20 protein-coding genes are annotated in these 22,614 nt (G+C 72.8%); 11 read left to right on the top strand and 9 right to left on the bottom strand.

Going from position 1 to position 22,614, the window contains the following annotated elements; translation table 11 throughout:
* Positions 1–144: 144 nt before the first annotated feature.
* Both AQJ58_RS33315 and AQJ58_RS33310 read right to left on the bottom strand, forming a co-directional pair.
* Positions 145–882, bottom strand: coding sequence for a hypothetical protein (locus AQJ58_RS33315; RefSeq protein ID WP_067256911.1), 738 nt, complete (start codon positions 880–882; stop codon positions 145–147).
* Between the two features lie 16 nt (positions 883–898).
* Entirely contained in the window at positions 899–1,936 is a 1,038-nt protein-coding gene (locus AQJ58_RS33310) for a LacI family DNA-binding transcriptional regulator (protein WP_067256909.1), read from the bottom strand.
* Positions 1,937–2,174: 238 nt separating this feature from the next.
* Here AQJ58_RS33310 and AQJ58_RS33305 point away from each other — a divergent pair, with 238 nt between their 5' ends.
* From AQJ58_RS33305 to AQJ58_RS33295, 3 genes are all read left to right on the top strand, one after another.
* The gene (locus tag AQJ58_RS33305; RefSeq protein WP_067256907.1) at positions 2,175–3,131 is read left to right on the top strand and encodes an ROK family protein; all 957 of its coding nucleotides are present in this window, start codon (positions 2,175–2,177) and stop codon (positions 3,129–3,131) included.
* 504 nt (positions 3,132–3,635) lie between these two features.
* Positions 3,636–3,830 carry a hypothetical protein gene (locus AQJ58_RS33300; protein ID WP_067256906.1) on the top strand — a complete coding sequence of 65 codons (195 nt, stop codon included), beginning with the start codon at positions 3,636–3,638 and terminating at the stop codon, positions 3,828–3,830.
* A 157-nt stretch (positions 3,831–3,987) separates the two neighbouring features.
* A complete protein-coding gene (locus AQJ58_RS33295; RefSeq protein WP_067256904.1) occupies positions 3,988–5,031 on the top strand; it encodes an NUDIX hydrolase in 1,044 nt (347 codons plus the stop codon).
* 7 nt (positions 5,032–5,038) lie between these two features.
* Here the strand turns inward: AQJ58_RS33295 and AQJ58_RS33290 are convergent, their stop codons facing one another.
* Together AQJ58_RS33290 and AQJ58_RS33285 are read right to left on the bottom strand one after the other, a co-directional pair.
* On the bottom strand, positions 5,039–6,076 hold the full coding sequence (locus AQJ58_RS33290) for a hypothetical protein (protein WP_067256902.1): 1,038 nt from the start codon (positions 6,074–6,076) through the stop codon (positions 5,039–5,041).
* 37 nt (positions 6,077–6,113) lie between these two features.
* Entirely contained in the window at positions 6,114–7,469 is a 1,356-nt protein-coding gene (locus AQJ58_RS33285; RefSeq protein ID WP_067256900.1) for a dipeptidase, read from the bottom strand.
* Positions 7,470–7,670: 201 nt separating this feature from the next.
* Between AQJ58_RS33285 and AQJ58_RS33280 the strand changes: the two genes are divergently transcribed.
* On the top strand, positions 7,671–8,921 hold the full coding sequence (locus AQJ58_RS33280; RefSeq protein ID WP_067256898.1) for a geranylgeranyl reductase family protein: 1,251 nt from the start codon (positions 7,671–7,673) through the stop codon (positions 8,919–8,921).
* 38 nt (positions 8,922–8,959) lie between these two features.
* On the opposite strand, the gene AQJ58_RS33275 is transcribed toward AQJ58_RS33280, so the two are convergent.
* Positions 8,960–9,412 (bottom strand): nitroreductase family deazaflavin-dependent oxidoreductase, encoded by a 453-nt coding sequence (locus tag AQJ58_RS33275; protein ID WP_067256896.1) that lies wholly within the window; start codon positions 9,410–9,412, stop codon positions 8,960–8,962.
* Positions 9,413–9,560: 148 nt separating this feature from the next.
* On the opposite strand from AQJ58_RS33275, the gene AQJ58_RS33270 reads away from it, so the two are divergent.
* The 3 genes from AQJ58_RS33270 to AQJ58_RS33260 all read left to right on the top strand — a co-directional run bounded on the left by AQJ58_RS33270 (position 9,561) and on the right by AQJ58_RS33260 (position 12,391).
* On the top strand, positions 9,561–10,262 hold the full coding sequence (locus tag AQJ58_RS33270) for a TetR/AcrR family transcriptional regulator (protein WP_067256894.1): 702 nt from the start codon (positions 9,561–9,563) through the stop codon (positions 10,260–10,262).
* Between the two features lie 186 nt (positions 10,263–10,448).
* Positions 10,449–11,729 (top strand): sensor histidine kinase, encoded by a 1,281-nt coding sequence (locus AQJ58_RS33265; protein ID WP_107122221.1) that lies wholly within the window; start codon positions 10,449–10,451, stop codon positions 11,727–11,729.
* The gene (locus AQJ58_RS33260) at positions 11,726–12,391 is read left to right on the top strand and encodes a response regulator (RefSeq protein ID WP_067256890.1); all 666 of its coding nucleotides are present in this window, start codon (positions 11,726–11,728) and stop codon (positions 12,389–12,391) included. Before AQJ58_RS33265 ends, AQJ58_RS33260 begins: the two co-directional genes overlap by 4 nt.
* Here the strand turns inward: AQJ58_RS33260 and AQJ58_RS33255 are convergent.
* Together AQJ58_RS33255 and AQJ58_RS33250 are read right to left on the bottom strand one after the other, a co-directional pair.
* Positions 12,352–12,636, bottom strand: a complete 285-nt coding sequence (locus AQJ58_RS33255) for a DUF6332 family protein (RefSeq protein WP_067256889.1) — start codon at positions 12,634–12,636, stop codon at positions 12,352–12,354. The genes AQJ58_RS33260 and AQJ58_RS33255 overlap by 40 nt on opposite strands.
* A 71-nt stretch (positions 12,637–12,707) precedes the next feature.
* Complete coding sequence (locus AQJ58_RS33250) at positions 12,708–14,198, bottom strand: MFS transporter (protein WP_067256887.1); 1,491 nt, start codon at positions 14,196–14,198, stop codon at positions 12,708–12,710.
* 85 nt (positions 14,199–14,283) lie between these two features.
* Between AQJ58_RS33250 and AQJ58_RS33245 the strand changes: the two genes are divergently transcribed.
* Positions 14,284–14,700, top strand: coding sequence for a MarR family transcriptional regulator (locus AQJ58_RS33245; RefSeq protein WP_067256886.1), 417 nt, complete (start codon positions 14,284–14,286; stop codon positions 14,698–14,700).
* Positions 14,701–14,726: 26 nt separating this feature from the next.
* Here AQJ58_RS33245 and AQJ58_RS44990 read toward each other — a convergent pair whose 3' ends face one another.
* Complete coding sequence (locus AQJ58_RS44990) at positions 14,727–16,076, bottom strand: MFS transporter (RefSeq protein ID WP_079079393.1); 1,350 nt, start codon at positions 16,074–16,076, stop codon at positions 14,727–14,729.
* Positions 16,077–16,613: 537 nt separating this feature from the next.
* Here AQJ58_RS44990 and htpG point away from each other — a divergent pair.
* From htpG to AQJ58_RS43565, 3 genes are all read left to right on the top strand, one after another.
* Positions 16,614–18,512, top strand: a complete 1,899-nt coding sequence (gene htpG / locus AQJ58_RS33230; RefSeq protein WP_067256885.1) for a molecular chaperone HtpG — start codon at positions 16,614–16,616, stop codon at positions 18,510–18,512.
* Positions 18,513–18,678: 166 nt separating this feature from the next.
* The gene (locus AQJ58_RS33225) at positions 18,679–21,027 is read left to right on the top strand and encodes an MFS transporter (RefSeq protein ID WP_067256884.1); all 2,349 of its coding nucleotides are present in this window, start codon (positions 18,679–18,681) and stop codon (positions 21,025–21,027) included.
* A 278-nt stretch (positions 21,028–21,305) separates the two neighbouring features.
* Complete coding sequence (locus tag AQJ58_RS43565) at positions 21,306–21,467, top strand: hypothetical protein (protein ID WP_159056362.1); 162 nt, start codon at positions 21,306–21,308, stop codon at positions 21,465–21,467.
* Here AQJ58_RS43565 and AQJ58_RS33220 read toward each other — a convergent pair.
* Positions 21,454–22,590, bottom strand: coding sequence for a methyltransferase (locus AQJ58_RS33220; protein ID WP_067256882.1), 1,137 nt, complete (start codon positions 22,588–22,590; stop codon positions 21,454–21,456). The two genes, AQJ58_RS43565 and AQJ58_RS33220, sit on opposite strands and share 14 nt — an antisense overlap.
* Positions 22,591–22,614 lie beyond the last annotated feature (24 nt).

Genomic DNA, 22,614 nt, shown 5'->3' with positions numbered 1-22,614 from the left:
CCTCTACGGGCGCGTGATGATCTCCATCCCGTGCCCGGCCGGATCCAGGGTCACTGAGGCAAGGTCGGCCACACACGCCGTGGGGTCCCCGGGCACGCCGGCGACGGCGCGGGTGAACCACTGCGAACCGGCGCCGGTCAGCCTCTACGACGCCCGCAGATGCTCCAGCCCGGAGCACGTCACCCGCCGCTCCTCCGCGAGCAGGCGCGTGCCGCGCTCGCAGAGCGCCGCGTCCGACCGCGCGCGGGCCACGAACTCCTCCGGCGTCGTCCCGAAGAGCCGTCGCAACGCCGGTGACGCGCCCAGCAGTTCGGTGATGAGCGGACGCTGGCCGGGGTGACTGCGCGGAAAGCCGAGGCCGTTGTGCAGGACGCCGTGGCGATTGACGTACGAGAACACCTCGTCCAGCGTCTCGCCGCTCTCCAGCTCGACCCTGAACCGGGGCGCGGGCAGGACGACCCGGTCGTAGTTCGGCTCGGTCGCGTCGACCGCGGCGAGTTGCTCGTCGTCCAGCCAGATCACGAACAACTCCCGTGCCGCACCCGGGGAGGCGACGGGAGAGGCGGACATGTACCCCAGACGGCTGACGTGCGCAGAGACACCCACCTCGACACCGCGCACCCGGGTCCGCACCATCGGGATCGGCGAGGTGATCCCCAACACCGCCATCTTGTGCCGCAGTTGCCCCGGAGAGGCGTTGGAGCCGACGGCCAGGACCGGGCTGCGGCCAGGATGCCTGAGGCGGTCCAGGGGCAGCAGCAGATCACCGGCGAGCAGACCCGACTCGGCCGGCCACACACCCGGGTAGCCGAGCGGATGGTCGCACGGCGCACGACCCAGCCCCAGCGCCTCCAGCGAGCGGTGTTCCCGGCATTCGTCCATCCGTGCCCAGTCTGCCTCAGTCCGCGGGCGGAAGCTCACCCGAACCGCGCGTGATCAGCCGGGTGGGCAGCTCGATGCGCTCCGGCACGACGAGCGTGCCCTCCAACTGCCGGAACAACCGCTCCGCGGCGGTCCGGCCGAGCGCCGCCGCGTCCTGCGCGACGACCGTCACCCCCGGCTCCAGCAGATCGGCCAGCTCCAGATCGTCGAAGGCCACCAACGCCACCCGGCGGGCCCGCTCCGCGAGAACCCGGATCACGGTGACCGTCACCCGGTTGTTCCCCGAGAAGACCGCCGTGACCGGCTCCGGACCCGACAGCATCTCCTCGGCCGCCCGGCGCACCCGCTCCGGATCGGTGGTGCCCAGCGAGACCCAGGCGTCCGCGACCTCTATCCCCGCGTCCTCCATCGCCGTCCGGTAGCCTCGCAGCCGCTCCGCGGCGGTGTGGATACGCGGCATGTCGCCGATGAAACCGATCCGCCGGTGCCCGTGCGCGATGAGATGGGCCACGCCCTCGCGGGCCCCGCCGAAGTTGTCCGACAGCACACAGTCGGCGTCCATGTGCCCCGCCGGCCGGTCCACGAACACCGTCGCCACGCCCGCCTTGACCTCCGGCTCCAGATACCGGTGGTCGTCACCGGCCGGGATCACCACGAGCCCGTCCACCCGCCGCGCGCACAGCGCCAGCGCCAGCTCCTGCTCCCGGTCCGGGTCCTCGGCGCTGGAACCGTTGATCAGCAGCGCCCCGTGGGCCCGGGCCACCTCCTCCACCGCCCGGCTGAGCGGGCCGTAGAACGGGTCCGCCAGATCCTCCAGGACCAGACCGATGCTCGCGGTACGCCCCTTGCGCAGCACCCGCGCGCTGTCGTTGCGGCGGAACCCCAGCGCGTCGATGGCCTCCTGGACCCGGCGCTCGGTCTCGGGGGTGACCCCCGGCTCGCCGTTGACCACCCGGGAGACCGTCTTGAGGCCGACGCCGGCGCGTGCCGCGACATCCTTCATCGTGGGACGGTTGCCGTAACGGCTGTCGGGGCGGCGCGGCGTCTCGGGCACGATGCGGAGTCCTGTTCCTGTCGTCCACGGGACGACCGCCCGGAGGCGGCGGCCGGGAGACGGTGCCGACGGGGTGGACGGGTCCCTGGGTGCGTATGAGGATGTGGCGTCGAGCATAGAGCCTGGACAACGTTGTCAGATGCGGGAGAGACTGTCCAGCGACAAACTCCGGCCCACGTCCCCCACCACAGGCCGGCCGGCCCCTTTTCCAAGGCTGACGGGGAGAACCGAGACTTTGATGCAGACCGACCTCGTGGCCGCGCTCGACATGGGCGGCACCAAGATCGCCGGAGCCCTGGTGGACGGCGACGGCACGATCCTGGTCCGCGCACAGCGGCCCACGCCCGCGCAGGAGGACGGCGACACCGTGATGGCGGCCGTCGAGGAGGTGCTCAAGGCACTGACCGCTTCCCCGCTGTGGCCCCGCGTGTACGCCGTCGGCATCGGCAGCGCCGGCCCGGTGGACGCCTCCGCCGGCACGGTCAGCCCGGTGAACGTGCCCGGCTGGCGCGACTACCCGCTCGTCGACCGCGTCCGGGCCGCGACCGGCAACCTCCCCGTCGAGCTGATCGGCGACGGCGTGGCCATCACGGCGGCCGAGCACTGGCAGGGCGCCGCCCGCGGCCACGACAACGCCCTGTGCATGGTGGTCTCCACCGGAGTGGGCGGAGGCCTGGTCCTCGGCGGGCGCCTGCACCCGGGCCCCACCGGCAACGCCGGTCACATCGGCCACATCAGCGTCGACCTCGACGGCGATCCCTGCCCGTGCGGGGCGCGCGGCTGCGTGGAACGCATCGCCAGCGGGCCCAACATCGCCCGGCGCGCCCTGGAGAACGGCTGGCTTCCCGGCCCCGACGGCGACACCTCCGCGGCCGCCGTGGCCGCCGCCGCCCGCGCGGGCGACCCGGTGGCCGTCGCCTCCTTCGACCGCGCCGCCCAGGCCCTCGCCGCCGGCATCGCGGCCACCGCCACCCTCGTCGAGATCGACATCGCGGTGATCGGCGGAGGAGTGGGCAAGGCGGGCGACGTCCTCTTCACCCCGCTCCGCCGGGCCCTCGCCCGCTACGCCACGCTCTCCTTCGTCCAGCGCCTGCAAGTGGTCCCAGCCCAGATGGGTACGGACGCCGGACTCGTCGGGGCGGCCGCGGCGGCACTGGTGAAGGCGGGGGCGGGGGCCGGGGCGGTACGGGTGTGAGGCACGCGTGCGGCGACCGCGAGCGGTGCCCTGCCCTGAGGGCACTGCGCGGCTCTGGGCGCACCGCTCTCCCGCGAGCGCACCGCTCGGTCCTGTGCTCGGCGCTCCGTCCTGTGCTCGGCGCTCAGCCGGGGGCCGCTGGGCGCGGGGCGGTGAGAGCGGGGCTCCGGACTGCGAGCGGTGCTGAGCCCCCCGCCGCTGGGCGCCGGGCCCTCGGACTTTGGCGGTGCTGCTCTCCCGCGGCCTCTGACTCCAGCCTCGCAGGGCGTTCAGGCGGTCGGTGGGTCCGGTGGCGCAGATAGGGACCGGTGCGTCCTGTGGGTCCGGTGGGTTCGGTGGGTTCGGTGGGTTTGCTCGGTCCCGTGGGTCCGGGTCCTCCGGGCTCGGGGGCCCGGCGGGTCCGTTCGGAGCAGGGTATCGAGCCGGTCGGCCATCCGCTCCCCGGTTCGGGCGGTGGGTGTGGGCGGGGCGTGACCTCCGTGGCCTCCTGCCGTTGGAGTGGGCATGAAGAAGCGCAGCATGCTCGCCATCGCCTCCCTCGCCACCGGGTTCGTCGTCGCGGCCATCACCCCCTCCCACGGCCTCGGCGCCGACGACCTCGACGACCTGAACGTCCGTGACACCGTCGGCAGCCTCGACCACACCATCGCCAGCGAGAGCCTGGCGATCGACGACAACGCTCTGGGCCAGACCGACTGACGGCGGGCGCGGCACGCCGGACGCATCGGCCGTGGCGCGGGTGCCCCCTTTGCGGGAGCACCGGCGCCACGGCCTTCGTGCGCCCTCTTCGCGGAGGTGGTTTCCATGGCAGGGTGGAGCGGGCAAGCCACAGGGGGCCACCAGAAGAGGGGGAAATGTGACCGTCGTTTGGATCAACGGCGCGTTCGGTGCGGGCAAGACCACCACCGCACGGGAACTGATCGACCTGATCCCGAACAGCACGCTCTTCGACCCCGAGGTGATCGGCGGAGCGCTCCCGCACCTGCTGCCGCCCAAACGCCTGGCGGAGGTCGGCGACCACCAGGACCTCCGGATCTGGCGCCGGCTGGTGATCGACACCGCGGCCGCCCTTCTCTCCGAGGTCGGCGGCACCCTGGTCGTCCCCATGACCCTGCTGCGCCAGGAGTACCGCGACGAGATCTTCGGCGCTCTCGCCGCCCGCCGGATACCGGTCCACCACGTGCTCCTCGCCCCGGCGGAAACGATCCTGCGCGGGCGCATAGCCGACCGCGAGGTCCCGCCCGACCTCCCCGACGGCGAGATCCGCGTCCGCCAGTGGTCCTACGACCACATCGAGCCCTACCGCGCCGCCCTCGCCTCCTGGCTCACGGCAGACGCCCACCTCGTCGACACCAGCCACCTCACCCCGTACGAGACCGCCGTCCGCATAGCCGACGCGGTCGGCACCGGCGCCGTGCCCGCCTGCGACATCGTCCAGACCCCCGAACCCACCGGCGAGACCCTCGCCTCCGGAGTGCTGCTCTTCGACGAGCACGACCGGGTGCTGCTCGTCGATCCGACCTACAAACCGGGCTGGGAATTCCCCGGCGGGGTCGTGGAACCCGGCGAGGCACCCGCCCGCGCCGGGATGCGCGAGGTTGAGGAGGAGACCGGCGTCCACCTGGAAGACGTACCCCGGCTGCTCGTCGTCGACTGGGAACGGCCCGCACCCCCCGCCTACGGCGGACTGCGCCTCCTCTTCGACGGCGGCCGGCTCGACACGGCGGCCGCCGAGGGACTGCTGCTGCCCGGCCCCGAACTGCGCGGCTGGCGCTTCGTCACCGAGGCGGAGGCCGCCGATCTTCTGCCACCGGTCCGCTACGAGCGGCTGCGCTGGGCGCTGAGGGCGCGGGAGCGCGGCGCCGCCCTGTACCTGGAGGCCGGGGTTCCGGTCGGCTGAGCGCACCTCAGCCGAGCGCACGGCGCACGTCCCGCGCCGGGAACGGAGTCGAGCGGCTCTCCTCCACCAGCCGGCGCTGGAACTCCTCCATCACGACGGCGACCGGGGCGTGGCGGCGCAGCAGCGCGGCCGCGCCCCGGGGGATCCCCTCCGGCCCCCGGCCCTGCGCGCAGGCGCGCACGAAGGCCTCGCGTTCCTCGCCGACATACCCGTACAGATCGGTGACCAGCCATTTCACCAGGTAGCAGTGGGTGTAGGCGTGGTCGTAGTCCTGGTGTACGGCGAGGAAGTCCCGTTCCCCGGGGCCGAGCCGGAACCGGGTGGAGACGGCGAGTCCATGGTCGGTGAGGTAGAGCCGCCGCCCGTCCGTGAGGAGGTTGCGGAAGTGCGCGTCGAAGTGGAGCAGCCGGCGCTCCCGGAGGAACGTGGTGAGAGCCGACAACTCCCGGGCCACCAGCGCGCACGCCGCGTCCGCCGCCGCGTCCGACGTGCGCAGCCGTGCGCCCAGCCAGTCGTGGAGGGTGTCCGGGACGTACTCCAGGAACAGGGTGAGGGCCGCCGTCGCCGTCCGCAGCCCCTCCAGCCGTTCTCGCACTCCCCGGCCGCCACCCCAGTAGGCCACCGTCCGCTCCACATCGGCCAGTTCGGGCGGCAGCGGGCGCGGCGCGTCGGGCAGCACCCGCCAGTGGTGCAGCAGCGGGAATCCGGCGAACCGCCCGGACAGCGCCCACCGGGTCGTCATCAGCTGAACGGCCAGCTCACGCCACCCGCCGAAGCCCGGGCTGCCGATGCCGTAGTGGCACGCGGGCGGCAACCCGAACGGATCGGCCGTCGACTGCCGCCGTCCCGGCCGCAGTTCGGCGTCGGACAGCCGGATCCGCTTCACGAACACGGTCCGCGCGCCCACCTCGACCCGCAGGACCTGGCCGCCGATCCCCGTCCCGAGCGGCACCCCGCCGGCCAGCAGAGCGGTGATCTCACCGTCGTCCAGCCGGTCCAGGGACGCGGCGACGGCATGGTGGGCGGCGATCCGGCCGGTCAGCACGGCCCCATCCTCCGTCAGTGCGGCGGCACTTGTCCGCTCATCCGGCCGCGTAGTTCCGCAGGAACAGTGCTTCCGCCACGGACAGCCGCTCCAACTCCTCGGGCGACACGCTCTCGTTGACCGCGTGGATCTGGGCCTCCGGCTCGCTCAGCCCGATCAGGAGGATCTCCGCGGCCGGGTACAGGGCCGCGAGGGTGTTGCACAGCGGGATGGAGCCGCCCTGGCCGGCGTACTGCATCTCCTGGCCCGGGTAGGCGACGGCCATCGCGTCGGCCATCGCCGCGTACGCCGGGCTGGTGGTGTCGGCGCTGAACGGCTGGCCCTGGCCGATCTGCTCGGTGCTCACCCGCGCTCCCCACGGCGTGTGCGCCTCCAGGTGCGCCTGCAGCAGCTTCGTCGCCTCGGCCGCGTCGACGCCCGGCGGCACCCGCAGGCTGATCAGCGCGCGGGCGCTCGCCTGCACGGACGGGGTGGCGCCGACCACCGGCGGGCAGTCGATGCCGAGGACGGTGACGGCCGGCCGGGCCCAGATGCGGTCCGCGACCGTGCCGGAGCCGATCAGCCCGACGCCTTCCAGCACCTTGGCGTCCCGGCGGAACTGCTCCTCCTCGTACTGCAGTCCCGGCCAGCGCGCGTCACCGGTCAGCCCGTCGACCGTGGTCGAGCCGTCCTCGGCCCGCAGCGAGTCCAGTACGCGGATCAGGGCGCCCAGCGCGTCGGGGGCCGCGCCGCCGAACTGGCCCGAGTGCAGGTTCCCCTCGAGTGTGTCGATCTTCACGCGCAGCATCGTCATCCCGCGCAGGGTGGAGGTGGCCGTGGGCAGGCCGACCCGGAAGTTGCCCGAGTCGCCGATCACGACAGCGTCGGCGGCCAGCAGCTCCGGGTGCTGCTCGGCGTACCGCTCCAGACCGCCGGTGCCCTGCTCCTCCGAGCCCTCCACGATCACCTTCACGTGCACCGGGACCCCGCCGTTCGCCTTCAGGGCGCGCAGCGCGAGCAGGTGCATGACGAGGCCGCCCTTGCAGTCGGCGGCACCGCGGCCGTACCAGCGGCCCTCGCGCTCGGTCAGATCGAACGGCGGAGTGGTCCAGCCCGCCTCGTCCAACGGCGGCTGCACGTCGTAGTGCGCGTAGAGCAGCACCGTCCGCGCGCCCTCGGGGCCCGCCAGCCGGCCGTACACCGACTGGGTGCCGTCCGGCGTGTCGAGCACGGCCACGTCCTTGAAGCCCTCGGCCTCCAGCGCGGCCGTGATCCAGCTCGCGGCTGCCTCGCTCTCGCTGCGCGGGAACTGGTCGAAGTCCGCCACCGACTTGAAGGCCACCAGCTCGGTGAGCTCCGCCTTCGCCCTGGGCATCAGCGAGGCGACGGTCTCGGCGACCGGATTCGACGACATGGGCACGCTCCTTGTGGGTGCGACGTTGTAGAGAGTGGCACTGGTCCGTTCGGGGACCGTGCGAGCGTACGCGCTGCCGGGATGGGGTCGCGCACCTCGCCGATCCTTCCACAGCGGACTGTCATCGGGCCGCGACGATCTCCGCCGTAGGATGCGGGGGACAGGTGCGGCAGGCGGCTTGATCGGGAGCAGTAGACCATCGTGAGCAGCGAGAACTCTTCGGCGGACGACGTGCGGCAGGTGTGGGACGTCGTCGTGGTGGGCGCGGGACCCGCGGGGGCTTCCGCCGCGTACGCGGCGGCGGTCACGGGACGGCGTGTCCTGTTGCTGGAGAAGGCGGAGCTGCCCCGCTACAAGACGTGCGGCGGCGGCATCATCGGCCCTTCGCGGGACGCGCTGCCACCCGGTTTCGACCTGCCCTTCCGGGACCGGGTGCACGCGGTGACCTTCTCCAACAACGGGCGCTTCACCCGTACGCGCCGCTCGCGGCAGATGCTGTTCGGGCTGATCAACCGGCCCGAGTTCGATCAGCAGCTGGTCGAGCACGCCCAGAAGGCGGGCGCCGAACTGCGGACGGGCGTCACGGTCAGCCGCGTCGAGCAGCACGGCTCGGCGGTCCCGGACCGACGCACGGTCGCGGTCGTCCTCCAGGGCGGCGAGACCGTGCTGGCACGCGCGGTGGTGGGCGCGGACGGCAGCGCCAGCCGCATAGGGGCGCACGTCGGGGTGAAACTCGACCAGGTGGACCTCGGCCTGGAGGCGGAGATCCCGGTGCCCGACACGGTCGCCGACGACTGGCGGGGCCGCGTCCTCATCGACTGGGGACCGATGCCCGGCAGCTACGGCTGGGTGTTCCCCAAGGACGACACGCTGACGGTCGGTGTGATCTCGGCGCGCGGCGAGGGCGCCGCCACCAAGCGGTATCTCGAGGACTTCATCGGACGCCTCGGTCTGGCCGGCTTCGAGCCGAGCATCTCCTCCGGCCACCTCACGCGCTGCCGCGCCGACGACTCGCCGCTCTCCCGGGGGCGGGTGCTGGTCTGCGGGGACGCGGCCGGCCTGCTGGAGCCGTGGACCCGTGAGGGCATCTCCTTCGCCCTGCGCTCGGGCCGTCTCGCGGGTGAGTGGGCGGTGCGCATCGCGGAGGCGCACGACGCGGTGGACACCCGCCGTCAGGCCCTGAACTACGCGTTCGCGATCAAGGCGGGCCTCGGGGTGGAGATGGCGGTCGGCAAGCGCATGCTGGCGGCCTTCGAGCGCCGCCCCGGCCTCTTCCACGCGGCCCTCACCGGCTTCCGCCCCGCCTGGCGGGCCTTCGCCGACATCACCCGGGGCCGTACGACCCTCGGTGAGCTGGTCCGTTCGCATCCGATGGCGCAGCGCGCGCTGACCCTGATGGACCGCAGGCAGGAGCCTGCCACGCCGCCGGCCGAGGAGCCCGAGGAGGCCTGAGCCGGGGGCACGCGGGTGGTCAGCCCTTGACCGGGTGGTCAGCCCTCGACCGTGATCCGGAACACCGGGTGGTCGGGGGCCGCCGCCGTGATCTCCTCGTCGGTGGACTTCGCCGTGACCCCGTTGAAGTACTGGTTGACCTCCCAGCCCCACTTCTCCAGATAGGTCCGCAGGATCGCGGGCTTCTCCTCGTCGGGGACCTCCACCGCGGTGAACGTGCGCACCTTGCGCCCCACCCGCAGCTCCCCGCCGCCGGCCGCCCGCATGTTGCGCACCCACTGGGAGTGCCCGCGCGCCGAGACCAGGTACTGCGCACCCTCGAACGTGTGCGGGTTGACGGGGATGCGCTGCATCTGCCCGCTCTTGCGGCCCCGCACGGACATCTCCGCCGAGCCCATCAGGCTCAGCCCGTGCCGGGCCAGCCAGCCGACGACACTGTTGAAGCGGACGTTGATCGGGCTGCCCTTGAGGTAGTACGGCTGCGACGACATCGGTGACCCCAGTCGGTTTGAGAGAGCGGTGCTCTCGCTTGCTTCGAGTATGCCGGAGGGGGGCGCTCCACTGCAAGAGCACTGCTCTCGAAATTTTGCGCCGCTCTCGAATGTGTGCACTGATCTGGCGGCGTGGGAGACTGAGGGCATGAGCAGCAACGCCGCCCAGGGGGCCCGCGCCCGCGCCCGGATCGAAGTCACCGCCGCCATCAAGGAGGAGGCGCGCAGACAGCTGGCCGCCGAGGGCGCCGCCAAGCTGTCGCTGCGGGCGGTGGCGCGTGAGCTGGGCATGGTCTCCTCCGCGCTGTACCGGTACTTCCCGAGCCGTGACGACCTGCTCACCGCACTCATCATCGACGCGTACGACTCCCTCGGCGAGCGTGCGGAGGCCGCGCACGCGGCTGTCGCCGGGGCGGATCCGGTACAGCGCTGGGTGGCGGTGTGCGAGGCGGTGCGCGGCTGGGCGCAGGCGCATCCGCACGAGTACGCGCTGATCTACGGCACGCCCGTCCCCGGTTACAGCGCGCCCCAGGCGACGGTGCCGGCCGCGTCCCGGGTCGGCCTCCTCCTCATCGGCATCGTCCGGGACGCGCACCGGTCGCAGGTCCTGGAGGTCCCGCTCCTCACCGACGAACTCGTTCCGGAGGCCGTGCGCATGGCGGGCGACTTCGCCCACGACCTGCCCCCGGGAGCGGTCGCGGCGCTGGTCGCGGCATGGGCGCAGCTGTTCGGACTGGTCAGCTTCGAGCTGTTCGGCCAGTTCAACCGGATGGTGGAGGAGCGCGAGCCGTTCTTCCGGCACGCGGTGACCCGGCTGGCCCAGGGGGTGGGCCTGCGCCAGGTGTGCTGATCCGCCGCGGCGGCCTGGATCCACGGCCGCAGGGTGAGCCGCGCGGGCAACGGGGAGGCGGCACGCGGTCCGCCGAGCGGGTCGCGCGCGCCGGGGACCGGCAGCGGCCGTACTTCCAGGGGAGTACGGCTGATCACCTCGCCCGGCGGACGTCGGCCCCGGCTCCGGACGTCTAGCGTGGCCGCCATGGACGCAGAGCAGGAGCGCGGGGGCGGCGCGCCGGGGCGGTGGCGGCGGTTCGGGCGGCTCGGGCCGCCCCCGTGGCCGCAGGAAGGCGCACAAGGCGACGGTGACGGCGACGGCGACGATCGTCGGCCGTGGCGGTCCACGCTGCTGCTGACCGTCTTCGTCCTCGCCGGTTCGGTCTTCGCCGCCCATGTGCAGCAGGGCGAGCGCGCCGGGCTGGACCTCTTCGCCCGGGTCCTGCTGCTCGCCGCCTGCGCACTCCTGCTGTGGCGGCGACGGCATCCGGTGGCCGTCGTGTTCGGCACGGCGGTCGTGGTCGCGCTCTACCTGGGGGCGGGTTATCCGTACGGCCCGGTGTTCTTCACGGTGGCCGTGGCCTGTTTCTCCGCCGTGGTCGCCGGGCACCGGCGCGCCGCGTGGACCGCGCTCGGGCTGCTGAGCGCCGTGCATCTGCTGGTCGCGTACTGGCTGTACCGGTGGCTGCCGCCGTCCGGGGACCGGTCGGCGTCCCTCGGGCAGGAGTTCGTGGTGACCGGCTGGGTCGTCGCGATCGTGGCGGTCGCGGAACTGGCACGGGCCCGGCGAGAGCAGTGGTCACGGGAGCGGGCCGAGCGCGCACAGGCCGCGCGGCGCCGAGCCGACGAGGAGCGGCTGCGGATCGCCCGCGAACTGCACGACGTCCTCGCGCACAGCCTGTCCGTCATCAACGTCCAGGCGGGGGTCGGTCTCGCGCTCCTCGACGCCGACCCCGATCAGGCACGTACCGCGCTCACCACCATCAAGTCCGCCAGCAAGGAGGCGCTCGGCGAAGTGCGCCAGGTGCTCGATACGCTCCGGGCGCCGGGAGACGCGCCGCGCGCCCCGGCGCCCGGCCTGGACCGGCTCCCCGAGCTGGTCGAGCAGGCGGCACACACCGGGCTCACCGTCGAGGTGACGGGGGAGCCGCCCAGGCTGTCACCGGGCACCGATCTTGCCGCGTTCCGCATCCTGCAGGAGGCCCTCACCAACGTCGTGCGCCACTCCGGTTCACGGCACGCGCGCGTACGGCTCGACGAGGACGGTACGACGCTACGGCTGCGTATCGACGACGACGGGCCGGCGACCGGCGCGGACGCCGGCGGCGGCGGCAAGGGTCTCGCCGGGATGCGGGAGCGTGCCGCGGCGCTGGGTGGCACGATCGAGGCGGGGCCGCGCGCCGACGGCGGCTTCCGTGTGCTCGCCGTCCTGCCCGTGCAGCCGACGGCGGGCCCGACCACGGCGGAGGGTGGGGAGAGCCGGTGATCCGCGTACTGCTCGCCGACGACCAGTCCCTGGTCCGGGCGGGGTTCCGGGCGCTGCTCGACGCGCAGCCGGACATCGAGGTGTGCGCCGAGGCGGCCGACGGCGGGGAGGCCGTGCGCGCGGTCGGTGAACTGCGCCCGGACGTGGTCCTGATGGACATCCGCATGCCCCGGCTGGACGGCCTCGCCGCCACCCGCCGCATCACCGGGGACGAGGCGCTCGCCGGGGTGAGGGTGGTCATGCTGACCACGTTCGAACTCGACGAGTACGTCTTCGAGGCGATCCGCTCGGGGGCCTCGGGCTTCCTGGTCAAGGACACCGAACCCGAGGAACTCCTGCGTGCCGTAAGGGCGGTGGTGGCCGGTGACGCGCTCCTCTCGCCCGGTGTGACGCGCCGGCTCATCGCCGAGTTCGCCGCCCGCTCCAAGGAGCCCGCCGCGGCGGAGGAACTGGGCCGGCTCACGGAACGCGAGCGGGAGGTGATGGCGCTGGTCGGCATCGGCCTGTCCAACGAGGAGATCGCCCGCCGCCTGGTCGTCAGCCCCCTCACCGCCAAGACCCACGTCAGCCGCACCATGGTGAAACTGGGTGTCCGGGACCGCGCGCAACTGGTCGTGCTGGCCTACGAGTCGGGCCTGGTGCGACCCGGCTGGCTGGGCTGAGCCGCCCGGGGGAAGCGCCACAGCACGCTCACCAGACGGACCACGAACACCGCGGCGGCCGGCACCAGCGCCACGCGCGGCAACAACCGGTCGACGGCGTCCGGCAGTTCGAACACCAGCACCGGACCGGCGATCGCGCCGAAGACGACCGCCGCCGCGAACGCGGCGCTGAACGAGGCGTATCCGATCTCCACGGTGATCGCGTCCCGCTCGGCCCGATTCCGCCGTCCCCCATAACCGCTCATCCCGCGATTCTCACCGCCGAGCGCCCGGCAGGGCAACCACCCCCGCCGGGCGCACAGGGGAAGGGAATCGCTCAGTCACCGACCGGTACGCGGTCCGGCCGCGCGGTGTTCGGCGTGGAGCCCGCGACGACGACCGAGCCGCGGGCGCGGCGAGGGCGCAGGCCGGGAAGGGTGATGAGCAGGCCCGCGGCGGCGATCGCCGTCACCACCGTGAGGCCGGGGCGGTAGCTGTCCAGGACGGCCTGCGGGGTCGGGTCCGCCGGGGCGCCCGCGGTCACCACCGCCGTCACCACGGCCAGGAAGACCGCGCCGCCGACCTGCACGGAGGTGTTGAGCAGACCGGACACCATGCCCTGTTCATGGTCCGCCACACCGTTGGTCGCCTGGATGTTGAGCGAGGGGAAGACCAGCGCGCAGGCCGCGCCGATCAGCAGCATGGTCGGCAGGATCACCGCCGCGTACGCCGGGTCGAGGTCGACGCGCAGGAACAGCGCGTACCCGGCGACCATCAGGGCGAAGCCGGTCGCGATCAGCCGGGGTGTGCCGAACCGGTCCACGATCGCGCCGACCCTGGTCGAGGACACGGCCACCAGCGCACCCGCCGGCAGGAACGCGAGCGCCGTGTGCAGCGCCGACCAGCCGAGCAGCGACTGCAGGTAGAGCGTGGCCAGGAACTGGAAGCCCACGTACGAACCGAAGAAGGCCATCGCGCCGAGCTGGGCGCGGATCTGGTTGCCCGAGCGCAGGACACCGAGCCGGATGAGCGGCCCGGCGGAGCGCTGCTCGACCCGCACGAACACCGTCAGCAGAACCGCAACCGCGAGGAACGAGAGCAGTGTTCGCGCCGATGTCCAGCCCGCCGCCGGTGCCTGGACGACCGTGAACACCAGCAGCAGCATCGACAGGGTGCCGAGGACGGCACCGGGGACGTCGTAGCCGTTGTGCTCCCGTTCACGCTCGCTGCGCGGCAGCAGCCGCATCCCCGTGAACAGCGCGATCAGGGCGATCGGCGCGGGCAGCAGCATGGTCAGACGCCAACTGGCCTCCGTGAGCAGACCGGAGAGGACCAGCCCCATGGAGAAGCCGGTGGCGGCGCAGGTGGTGTAGAGGGAAAGGGCCCGGTTGCGCAGCGGCCCCTCCGGGAACGTGGTCGTGATGATCGACAGGCCCGCCGGCGCGGTGAACGCCGCGCTCAGGCCCTTGATGAATCGGCTGGCGATCAACAGCGGGCCCGAGTCGACGAGCCCGCCCAGCAGCGAGGCGAGCGCGAAGACACCGAGGGCGCCCAGGAAGACCTGGCGCCGGCCCAGCAGGTCGGCGGTCCTGCCGCCCAGGAGCAGCAGTCCGCCGTAGCCGAGGATGTAGCCACTGACGACCCATTGCAGCGTCGAGGTGGAGAGACCCAGGTCGGAGCCTATGGACGGCAGGGCGACGCCGACCATCGACACATCGAGCGCGTCCAGGAACATCGCGGCGCACAGCACGAGCAGCGTGCCCCACAACCGGGAGGTCCAGCGTCCCTCGGGCATGCCGGGGACGGGTGAGGTGAGCGGAGAGGTCATGCCACGACAGTACATGCGCATGCATCGAATGCAAACGCATTTAATTCCTGTGCAACAAAATCGTTTCTCTGCTACGGTGCGGGCCATGGCAGCGAAGAACGGCGAGGCGGACAGAGCCGAGCGGGCGCTGGTCGAGCAGTGGCGGGACATGCTCGCCCTGCATGCCCGGACCCAGTGCGAACTCGACCGGGTGCTGCACCGGCACGGTCTGTGCGCCAGTGACTTCGAAGTCCTGGACGTCCTCGCCGAGTCGGCCGGGGAGACGGCGTGCAGCTACCGCGTCCAGGAGATCGCCGAGCGCGTCCACCTCACCCAGAGCGCGCTGTCCCGGCTGATCGCACGGCTGGAGAGGGACGGCCTGGTGGAACGCCGTCTGTGCGCCGAGGACCGCAGAGGCGTCCGGGTCGCGCTCACGGGGAAGGGGCGGGCGCTGCACGGCGACCTCCTGCCCGCTCAGCGAGCAGTGCTCACCCGCATGTTGACGCGGTCGGACACGCCCTAGCTGTCCAGTACCGACAGTTGGTGACGTCAGGTAGCCCGGCGGGTGGCGAAGCCGGTCAGAGCGGCCAGTGCGGCGAGGGCGGCCACGCTGGTCAGCGCGACGGACAGGGTGAGCCACTCGGCCAGGAAACCGATGGCGGGCGGGCCGAGGAGCATGCCGCCGTAGCCGAGGGTGGAGGCGGTGGCCACCCCACTCGGTCCCGCCAGGGCGCCCGCGCGTTCGACGGCCACGGGAAAGAGGTTGGCCAGACCGAGTCCCGCGATCAGATAGCCCAGCAGGGCCGCCCAGAGTGTGGGGGCGAGCGCGCCCAGCAGCATCCCGGCCGCCGCGAGGGAGCCGCCGGCCACCACGGTACGGGTGTGGCCGAGCCGTTCGAGGAGTGTGGTGCCGGTCAGCCGGCCGAGGGTCATGGCCAGCGCGAAACACGAGTACCCGATCGCGGCGGCTCCGGCGGAGCCGCCCAGGTCCTGCCGCAGATGCAGCGCGCCCCAGTCGGCCAGGGCGCCTTCGCCGTATGCCGTGCACAGGGCGATCAGACCGAAGACGAGGACGGGCCGGCGGGTGCGGGGGGCTGTCGCGGACGAGCGGGAGGGCAGGCGTGGCCCCGGCGGCAGGGGCGCGCTCGCCGCTGTCCGGCCGGAGGGCGGTGACAGCGTTGTCGGGGTGGTCGGCTCCGGCGTGGCGCGTGGCATCCGCGCCGCGTCGGAGGGGCCCGCCGGTGCGCACGGGCCACCGTGGGTGTCCCGGGCACGCACCTGCTGGGGAAGCCCCGGCGAGGCGGGCTCGGCGGTGATCGCGGTCGACGGCCCCGCGGCCGGTGCCTGGCGCAGCAGCGCCGGTCCGGCGACGGCCGTCACGGCGAGGCCGATGAGCCCCAGGCCGACCAGGTGGAGGGTGGGCGTCAGCGCCCCGGCGACGAGCGCGCCGAGCCCCGCCCCCACCATGCCGCCCAGGCTGAACGCGGCGTGGAAGGTGGGCATGATCGGCCTGCGCAGGGCCGCCACCAGGTCGACGGCTGCGCTGTTGAAGGCGACGTTGATGCCCCCGTACGCGCTGCCGAACACGAGGAGGGCGAGGCCGAGGGTGACGGCTGAGTGGGTGAGCGGGGGCAGCATCACGCCGAGGCAGAGCAGGACGGCGTACACGACCGTGACGGGATGGCTTCCGTAGCGGCGGCACAGGCGCCCGGTCGGGGTCATGGTGACGACCGCCCCGGCGGATACGCCGAGCAGGGCCAGGCCGAGGGTGCCGGCGGTGGCGTCGGTCTGTTCCTTGATGGCGGGGATGCGCACGACCCAGCCTGCGAAGACGAAGCCGTCGAGGGCGAAGAAGGCGGTGAGGATGATCCGGAGACGGGTGAGGGTGTGGCCCGGCACGACACTGTGCGTTCGGGGTTTGTTTATTCGCGGCACAAACTCAGGCTAGGTGTGCGCCAGATTTCGGACAAGATGGCGATGTTCCCGGTGGCGGGGCCGGAACGGTGAAGACGCGCAGTTGAAGGGCGAGCGCGCTGGTGCAGCCGGCGAGTGCGGACAGTTCGGAGAGGGGGCGTTCGCCGAGGGTGGCGCGGGCGGCCGCGTACTCCTTCTCGTCGAGGGTGCGGGAGCGGACGGTGCGTGCCCGGGGCGGCTCTGGCCCGGGCAGGACCTCAACAGCCTCGGATTTCCACCCCGGTTCGACACCAGCCGCACCCTGGTGCGCGAGGCGCTGATGCTCCCGGAGCAGGAGGGCCTGGTCGAGACGAGGGCCCCCCGCCGGCCCCGAGGCGCCGCACCCTCCTGCCGGCGTGCCTGCGGCGCGGGCGCCGGGCGGGGCCCTCGGCCGACTCGGGGCGGCGCGTGACCCGTCCTTTGTAAAGTGGCCTCGCCAGTCCTTTTCAGGAGCCCCTGCAACCCGTGAGGTACACCCGAACCATGACGACCGAAACGTTTGAGTTCCAGGTAGAGGCCCGTCAGCTCCTCCAGTTGATGATCCACTCGGTCTACTCGAACAAGGACGTCTTCCTGCGCGAGCTCGTCTCCAACGCCTCCGACGCGCTGGACAAGCTGCGCCTCGCCAAGCTGCGGGACGACGCGCTCGACGCCGACGTGTCCGACCTGCACATCGAGATCGAGACCGACGCCGAGGCCCGTACGCTCACCGTGCGGGACAACGGGATCGGCATGTCGTACGACGAGGTCGGCCAACTCATCGGCACCATCGCCCACTCCGGTACCGCGCAGTTCGCCAGGGAACTGCGCGAGGCGCAGGACGCGGACAGTGCGGAGGGGCTCATCGGTCAGTTCGGCGTCGGCTTCTACTCAGGGTTCATGGTGGCCGACGAGATGACCCTCGTGACCCGGCACGCCGGAGAAAGTCACGGCACCCGCTGGTCCTCGCGCGGCGAGGGGACGTACACCCTCGAGACCGTCGAGGACGCGCCGCAGGGCACCTCGGTCACCCTGCACCTCAAGCCGGCCGACGACGAGGACAAGCTGCACGACTACACCTCCGCCTGGACGATCAAGGACATCGTCAAGCGCTACTCGGACTTCATCACCTGGCCGATCCGCACCGTCCCGCGCCCGGCCGAGGACGGCACCACGCCCGAGGCCGAGACGCTCAACTCGATGAAGGCGCTGTGGGCGCGCTCGCGCGAGGAGGTGTCCGACGACGAGTACCACGAGCTGTACAAGCACATCAGCCACGACTGGCGCGAGCCGCTGGAGACCATCAGGCTCCAGGCGGAGGGCACCTTCGAGTACCAGGCCCTGCTGTTCGTGCCCTCGCACGCCCCGCACGACCTCTACACCCAGGGCTACAAGCGCGGCGTGCAGCTCTACGTCAAGCGCGTCTTCATCATGGACGACTGCGAGGCGCTGCTGCCGCCCTATCTGCGCTTCGTCAAGGGCGTGGTCGACGCGGCGGACCTCTCGCTGAACGTCTCCCGCGAGATCCTCCAGCAGGACCGGCACATCCGGATGATGCAGCGCCGGCTGACCAAGAAGCTCCTGTCCACCGTCAAGGAGATGCGGGAGAACGCGCCGGAGCGGTACGCCACGTTCTGGCGGGAGTTCGGCTCCGTCCTCAAGGAGGGCCTGCTCAGCGACGCCGACAACCGTGAGACCCTGCTCGCCGCCGCGTCGTTCGCCAGCACGCACGCCGAGGACGGACTCACCACGCTCGCGGCCTACGTGGAGCGGATGAAGGACGGTCAGGAGGACATCTACTACCTGACCGGCGAGTCCCGCGAGAGTGTCGAGAACTCCCCGCACATGGAGGCGTTCCGCGCCAAGGGCATCGAGGTCCTGCTGCTCACCGACGCCGTCGACGAGGTCTGGGTCGACGTGGTGGGCGAGTTCGAGGGCAAGCGGTTCAAGTCCGTCGCCAAGGGCGAGGTCGACCTCGACGGCGACAGCGACGAACAGGCCGACGAGAAGCGGGAGAAGCAGGGCGAGGAGTACGCCGCCCTCCTCGGCTGGATGAAGGAGCAACTGGGCGACGACATCAAGGAGGTACGCCTGTCCGCGCGCCTCACCGTCTCCCCGTCCTGTCTCGTCTCCGACACCGGCGACCTCACCCCCGCGCTGGAGAACATGTACCGCGCGATGGGCCAGGAGGTGCCCAAGGCACAGCGGATCCTCGAACTCAACCCGGGGCACGAGCTGGTGCAGGGCCTGAACAAGGCCTACCAGGAGCGCGAGGACCGCTCCGAACTCGCCGGTACGGCCGAACTGCTGCACGGCCTCGCGGTGCTCGCCGAGGGCGGCCGCCCGACGGATCCCGGCCGGTTCGTGAAGCTCGTGGCGGAACGGCTGGAGCGCGCGCTCTAACGGTCGCCGGGCGATTCCGGGTGATTCCGGGCGGGGTGGCGGGGCGGCCCCGCCCGGAATCTTCACGGCCCGCACACCGAACCTTCTGATTGGTTGAGTCAATCAACTGGGCCTACGATGCTGGGCAGTTCGTGCTGGAACGCATCCCCCCACGGAGGCCCCCGCCATGTCCCCCACGCATCCCACGCCCGCCCGGGCGGGGGCCACCACACCCGCGAGGACGGGGGAGCCCACCGTCCGGCGGCCGGGTCTCGTCGTCGCGGTGCTGGCCTTCGGCGGGATCGTCGTCTCGCTCATGCAGACGCTGGTCATCCCGCTCGTCCCCGAACTGCCCGAGCTGCTCGACGCGTCGGCCTCGGACGCGACCTGGGCGGTCACCGCCACCCTGCTCGCCGCCGCCGTCGCCACCCCCGTCATGGGCCGGCTCGGCGACATGTACGGCAAGCGCCGCATGCTGCTGGCCGGCCTGCTCATGCTGGTCGCTGGTTCCGTCACGGCCGGCCTCGGCGACACCCTCGCCCCGATGATCGCCGGCCGGGCGCTGCAGGGCCTCGCCTCCGGAGTCGTCCCGCTCGGCATCAGCATCATGCGCGACGAACTCCCCACCGAGCGGCTCGCCCCGGCCACCGCACTGATGAGCGCCTCCCTCGGCGTCGGCGGCGCCCTCGGGCTGCCCGCCGCCGCCCTGATCGCCGACCACTTCGACTGGCACGCGCTGTTCTGGACCTCCGCCGCGCTGGGCGCGGTCGCCGCCGTGCTCGTCCCGCTGTGCGTGCCGGAGTCGCCGGTGCGGGCCGGCGGTCGCTTCGACGTCGTGGGCGCCCTCGGCATGGCGGCCGGGCTGATCTGTCTGCTGCTGGGCATCTCCAAGGGCGCCGACTGGGGCTGGGGCAGCGCCACCACGCTGGCCCTGTTCGGTACGGCGGCTGCCGTGCTCCTCCTGTGGGGCAGGTTAGAACTCAGGCTCCCGGAGCCCCTGGTGGACCTGCGGACCACCGCCCGCCGTCAGGTGCTGGTGACCAACCTGGCGTCCCTGGCCTTCGGCTTCTCCATGTTCGCGATGTCCCTGGTCCTTCCCCAGCTGCTCCAGTTGCCTGAGGCGACGGGCTACGGTCTGGGCAGGTCGCTGCTGACCGCCGGACTCGTCATGGCTCCCGCCGGCCTGGTCATGATGGCCACCGCGCCGCTGTCCGCGCTGGTCTGCGGGGCGCGCGGCCCCAAGGCGGCCGTGATGACCGGTGCGGTGATCGTGGCCGCGGGGTACGGGCTGGGCATCGTGCTGATGGACGCCGTGTGGCAGCTCGTGCTGGTCTCCTGCGTCGTCGGTGCCGGCATCGGCTTCGCCTACGGTGCCATGCCCGCGCTCGTCATGGGTGCGGTGGCCCCTTCGGAGACGGCCGCCGCGAACAGCCTCAACACGCTGATGCGGTCCATCGGCACCTCCACCGCGAGTGCCGTGGCCGGGGTGATCCTGGCCCGGATGACCACCCCGTTCGGAACCGTCGCCCTGCCGTCCGAGAACGGCTTCAAGGTGGTCATGGCCGTGGGGTCGGGGGCGGCGGTGCTGGCGCTGCTCATCGCCGCGTTCCTCCCCGGGCAGCGCCGCGCGGCGCGGAAGCCGGACGCGGTGACGGCGGAGACCGCCGTGCCGGACGAGCCGGCCGTCGGCGCGGCCGTCGCCGTTTCGCTGGCCCGTGCCGTCGCCGAGCTGGTCGCCACGGTGCCGGGCCTGGACGACGGCGAGCCGGGCGCCGGCGCGCACCCCGTGCGCGGACAGGTGAGGGGCGCGGAGGGCACACCGGTCGCCGGGGCGGCGCTGACCCTGATCTCGCTGGGCGGACGCCAACTGGGCCGCGCGGTCACCGCGGACGATGGCTCCTACACCCTCCAGGCGCCGGGGGAGGGGACGTACATGCTGGTCACCGTCGCCGACGGCCATCAACCGCAGGCGACGACCGTCGCGGCGGGGGCGGCGGCGGCAACGTACGACGTCCTCCTCGTCGGCAGCAGTGGGCTCGCCGGAGCGGTGCGCTCGGCCGAGAGCGGTGCTCCGGTCGCGGGGGCGGTCGTGATCGTCACCGATGTGCGCGGGGATGTGCTGGCCAGCGTGCGGACCGACGGCATGGGCGAGTTCGCGGTGGCGGATCTGGTGCCGGGACAGGTGACCGTCGCCGTCACCTCGCCCAAGCACCGGCCCTTGGCGCTGCCCGTGGAGATCGGCGCCACCGGGCTCACCCGGGTCGACCTGGCGCTGCGGTTCGGCGCACAGGTCCGGGGCACGATACGCGGCGCGGGCGCCCCGCTCGGCGACGCCCGGGTGACACTGGTGGACCCCGCCGGGAACGTCGTCGCCTCCACGACGACGGGCGGCGACGGCACGTACGCCTTCTGCGATCTGGACGGCGGCCCGTACACGGTGATCGCGACCGGCTACCCGGCCCGTGCGAGCGGGGTCAGCCTCGGCGGCGGGGACGTGGACGACCACGACATCGAACTCGCCCACGCGGGCGAGTAGCCCCCGCGCCGCCTCACGAGCGGACCGGCATCCGCCCCACTCGGGTGCCGGTCCTCCCCTCACCGCCGCCGCGAGCACCGCGCTGGCCGCGACCGCCCGGACCCCGGCCGTCGCCGTCGGCGGCGGCGCTCACGCGATGACCACCCGCACCGCCACCCTCGACCCCACGGCCCTGCCTGCGCGGCTCGCCCAGGCGTCGACGTGCCGCTGCTCCCGCAGCGGTCGCCCGGCCTCCCCGGCGGACAGCTCACGGCTGCCGATGCGGGGGGACCACCGAGGTGGACATCGGCACCCCACTCCACCGGGCCCCGACGGGCGTGAGCCGGGCGTACCCGGGCGCCGATCCGGCCGTAGTCGACCTGCGCCGTCAGCCTGCGGTGGGCCGGGAGGCGCCGGCCCGGACCGTGGAGCGGACCCTGCGCCTGGTCATCCGCGTCTGACCGCCTTGAGCACCACGAACTTCGGGTCCCCGGCCACCAGTCGGCAGTTCCCGAACAGCCGCTTCAGCGTCATGTGGTAGCCCAGATGCCGGTTGCCCACCACCCACAGCTCCCCGCCCGGCCGCAGCACCCGCCGGGCACCCGTGAACATCCGGCGGGCCGTCGCGTCGGTGGTCGCCTGGTGGGAGTGGAACGGCGGATTGTTCAGGACGACGTCCACACTGCCGTCCGGCACCCCGGTCAGCCCGTCCCCGACCCGGAACTCGGCATGCCCCGGCACCCCGTTGGCCTTGAAGGTCGCCTCCGCCGAGGCCACCGCCTGGAACGACTCGTCGGTGAACAGCACTTCCGTCCGCGGGTCGGCCAGCGCCACCGCCGTCCCCACGATCCCGTTCCCGCAGCCGAGGTCCACGACCCTGCCGGTGCCGTCCGTGCGCGGCAGGTGCTGCAGGAAGAACCGGGTGCCGATGTCCAGCCGGTCGGCGCAGAAGACTCCCGCGTGGTTGACGACCGGGCGGCCCGAGAGCGCTCCGAGGCCGCCGGGAAGGTCGTAGACGTACGGCCACGGGTTCGCGGGGCGGGACAGCGAGGCGTCGGGCGTGCAGAAGATCAGCCGCGCCTTCTGCTCGGCCAGCGAGGTCGTGGTCGGGCCGAGGATCCGCTCGAACAGCCTCAGGGTGGAGGTGTGGATCTCCTTGACCATGCCGGTGCCGATCACAACCGTGCCCGGGTGGACGGCGGGCGCGAGCCGCAGCAACTGGTCCTCCAGCAGCGCCAGGCTCTTCGGCACCCTGACCAGGAGCAGGTCGATCCGCTCGGGCACCGGGTCCTGGGTGGTGAGCAGCCGTACCGTGCCGGGCCCGGCACCGGCCCGCGCCAGGTTCGCCCGGGTGGCCTCCTGCCCCAGCCAGGAGTCGGTGATCTGCACCGGGTGGTGCGCCGCGAGCGCCGTGACGAGCGCGCCCCAGCGGTCGCCCAGCACCACGACCGTGCCGGTCAGGGGCACGTCCTGCTGCGCGAGATACCGCAGCAGATACGCGTCGGAGGCGTCCCAGGCACGCAGCCGGTCGCGCGGATCCTCGGGGAAGCGGGCCAGGGCGACCTCGCCCCACGGCGTCGTCATACGGTCGTTCATGGTGCCCCAAGG

The organism is Streptomyces sp. DSM 15324 (genome assembly GCF_001514285.1).
In the GTDB taxonomy this organism is placed as follows: Bacteria; Actinomycetota; Actinomycetes; order Streptomycetales; family Streptomycetaceae; genus Streptomyces.
The sequence above is the reverse complement of the archived record's forward strand: the minus strand, read 5'-3'. Positions and strand labels throughout refer to the sequence as shown.

Coding starts and splice junctions, on each gene's coding strand:
- AQJ58_RS33315 (WP_067256911.1), bottom strand. CDS start 882: ATGGACGAATGCCGGGAACACCGCTCGCTGGAGGCGCTGGGGCTGGGT.
- AQJ58_RS33305 (WP_067256907.1), top strand. CDS start 2,175: ATGCAGACCGACCTCGTGGCCGCGCTCGACATGGGCGGCACCAAGATC.
- AQJ58_RS33300 (WP_067256906.1), top strand. CDS start 3,636: ATGAAGAAGCGCAGCATGCTCGCCATCGCCTCCCTCGCCACCGGGTTC.
- AQJ58_RS33285 (WP_067256900.1), bottom strand. CDS start 7,469: ATGTCGTCGAATCCGGTCGCCGAGACCGTCGCCTCGCTGATGCCCAGG.
- AQJ58_RS33275 (WP_067256896.1), bottom strand. CDS start 9,412: ATGTCGTCGCAGCCGTACTACCTCAAGGGCAGCCCGATCAACGTCCGC.
- AQJ58_RS33270 (WP_067256894.1), top strand. CDS start 9,561: ATGAGCAGCAACGCCGCCCAGGGGGCCCGCGCCCGCGCCCGGATCGAA.
- AQJ58_RS33265 (WP_107122221.1), top strand. CDS start 10,449: ATGGACGCAGAGCAGGAGCGCGGGGGCGGCGCGCCGGGGCGGTGGCGG.
- AQJ58_RS33255 (WP_067256889.1), bottom strand. CDS start 12,636: ATGAGCGGTTATGGGGGACGGCGGAATCGGGCCGAGCGGGACGCGATC.
- AQJ58_RS33250 (WP_067256887.1), bottom strand. CDS start 14,198: ATGACCTCTCCGCTCACCTCACCCGTCCCCGGCATGCCCGAGGGACGC.
- AQJ58_RS33245 (WP_067256886.1), top strand. CDS start 14,284: ATGGCAGCGAAGAACGGCGAGGCGGACAGAGCCGAGCGGGCGCTGGTC.
- htpG (WP_067256885.1), top strand. CDS start 16,614: ATGACGACCGAAACGTTTGAGTTCCAGGTAGAGGCCCGTCAGCTCCTC.
- AQJ58_RS33225 (WP_067256884.1), top strand. CDS start 18,679: ATGTCCCCCACGCATCCCACGCCCGCCCGGGCGGGGGCCACCACACCC.
- AQJ58_RS33220 (WP_067256882.1), bottom strand. CDS start 22,590: ATGACGACGCCGTGGGGCGAGGTCGCCCTGGCCCGCTTCCCCGAGGAT.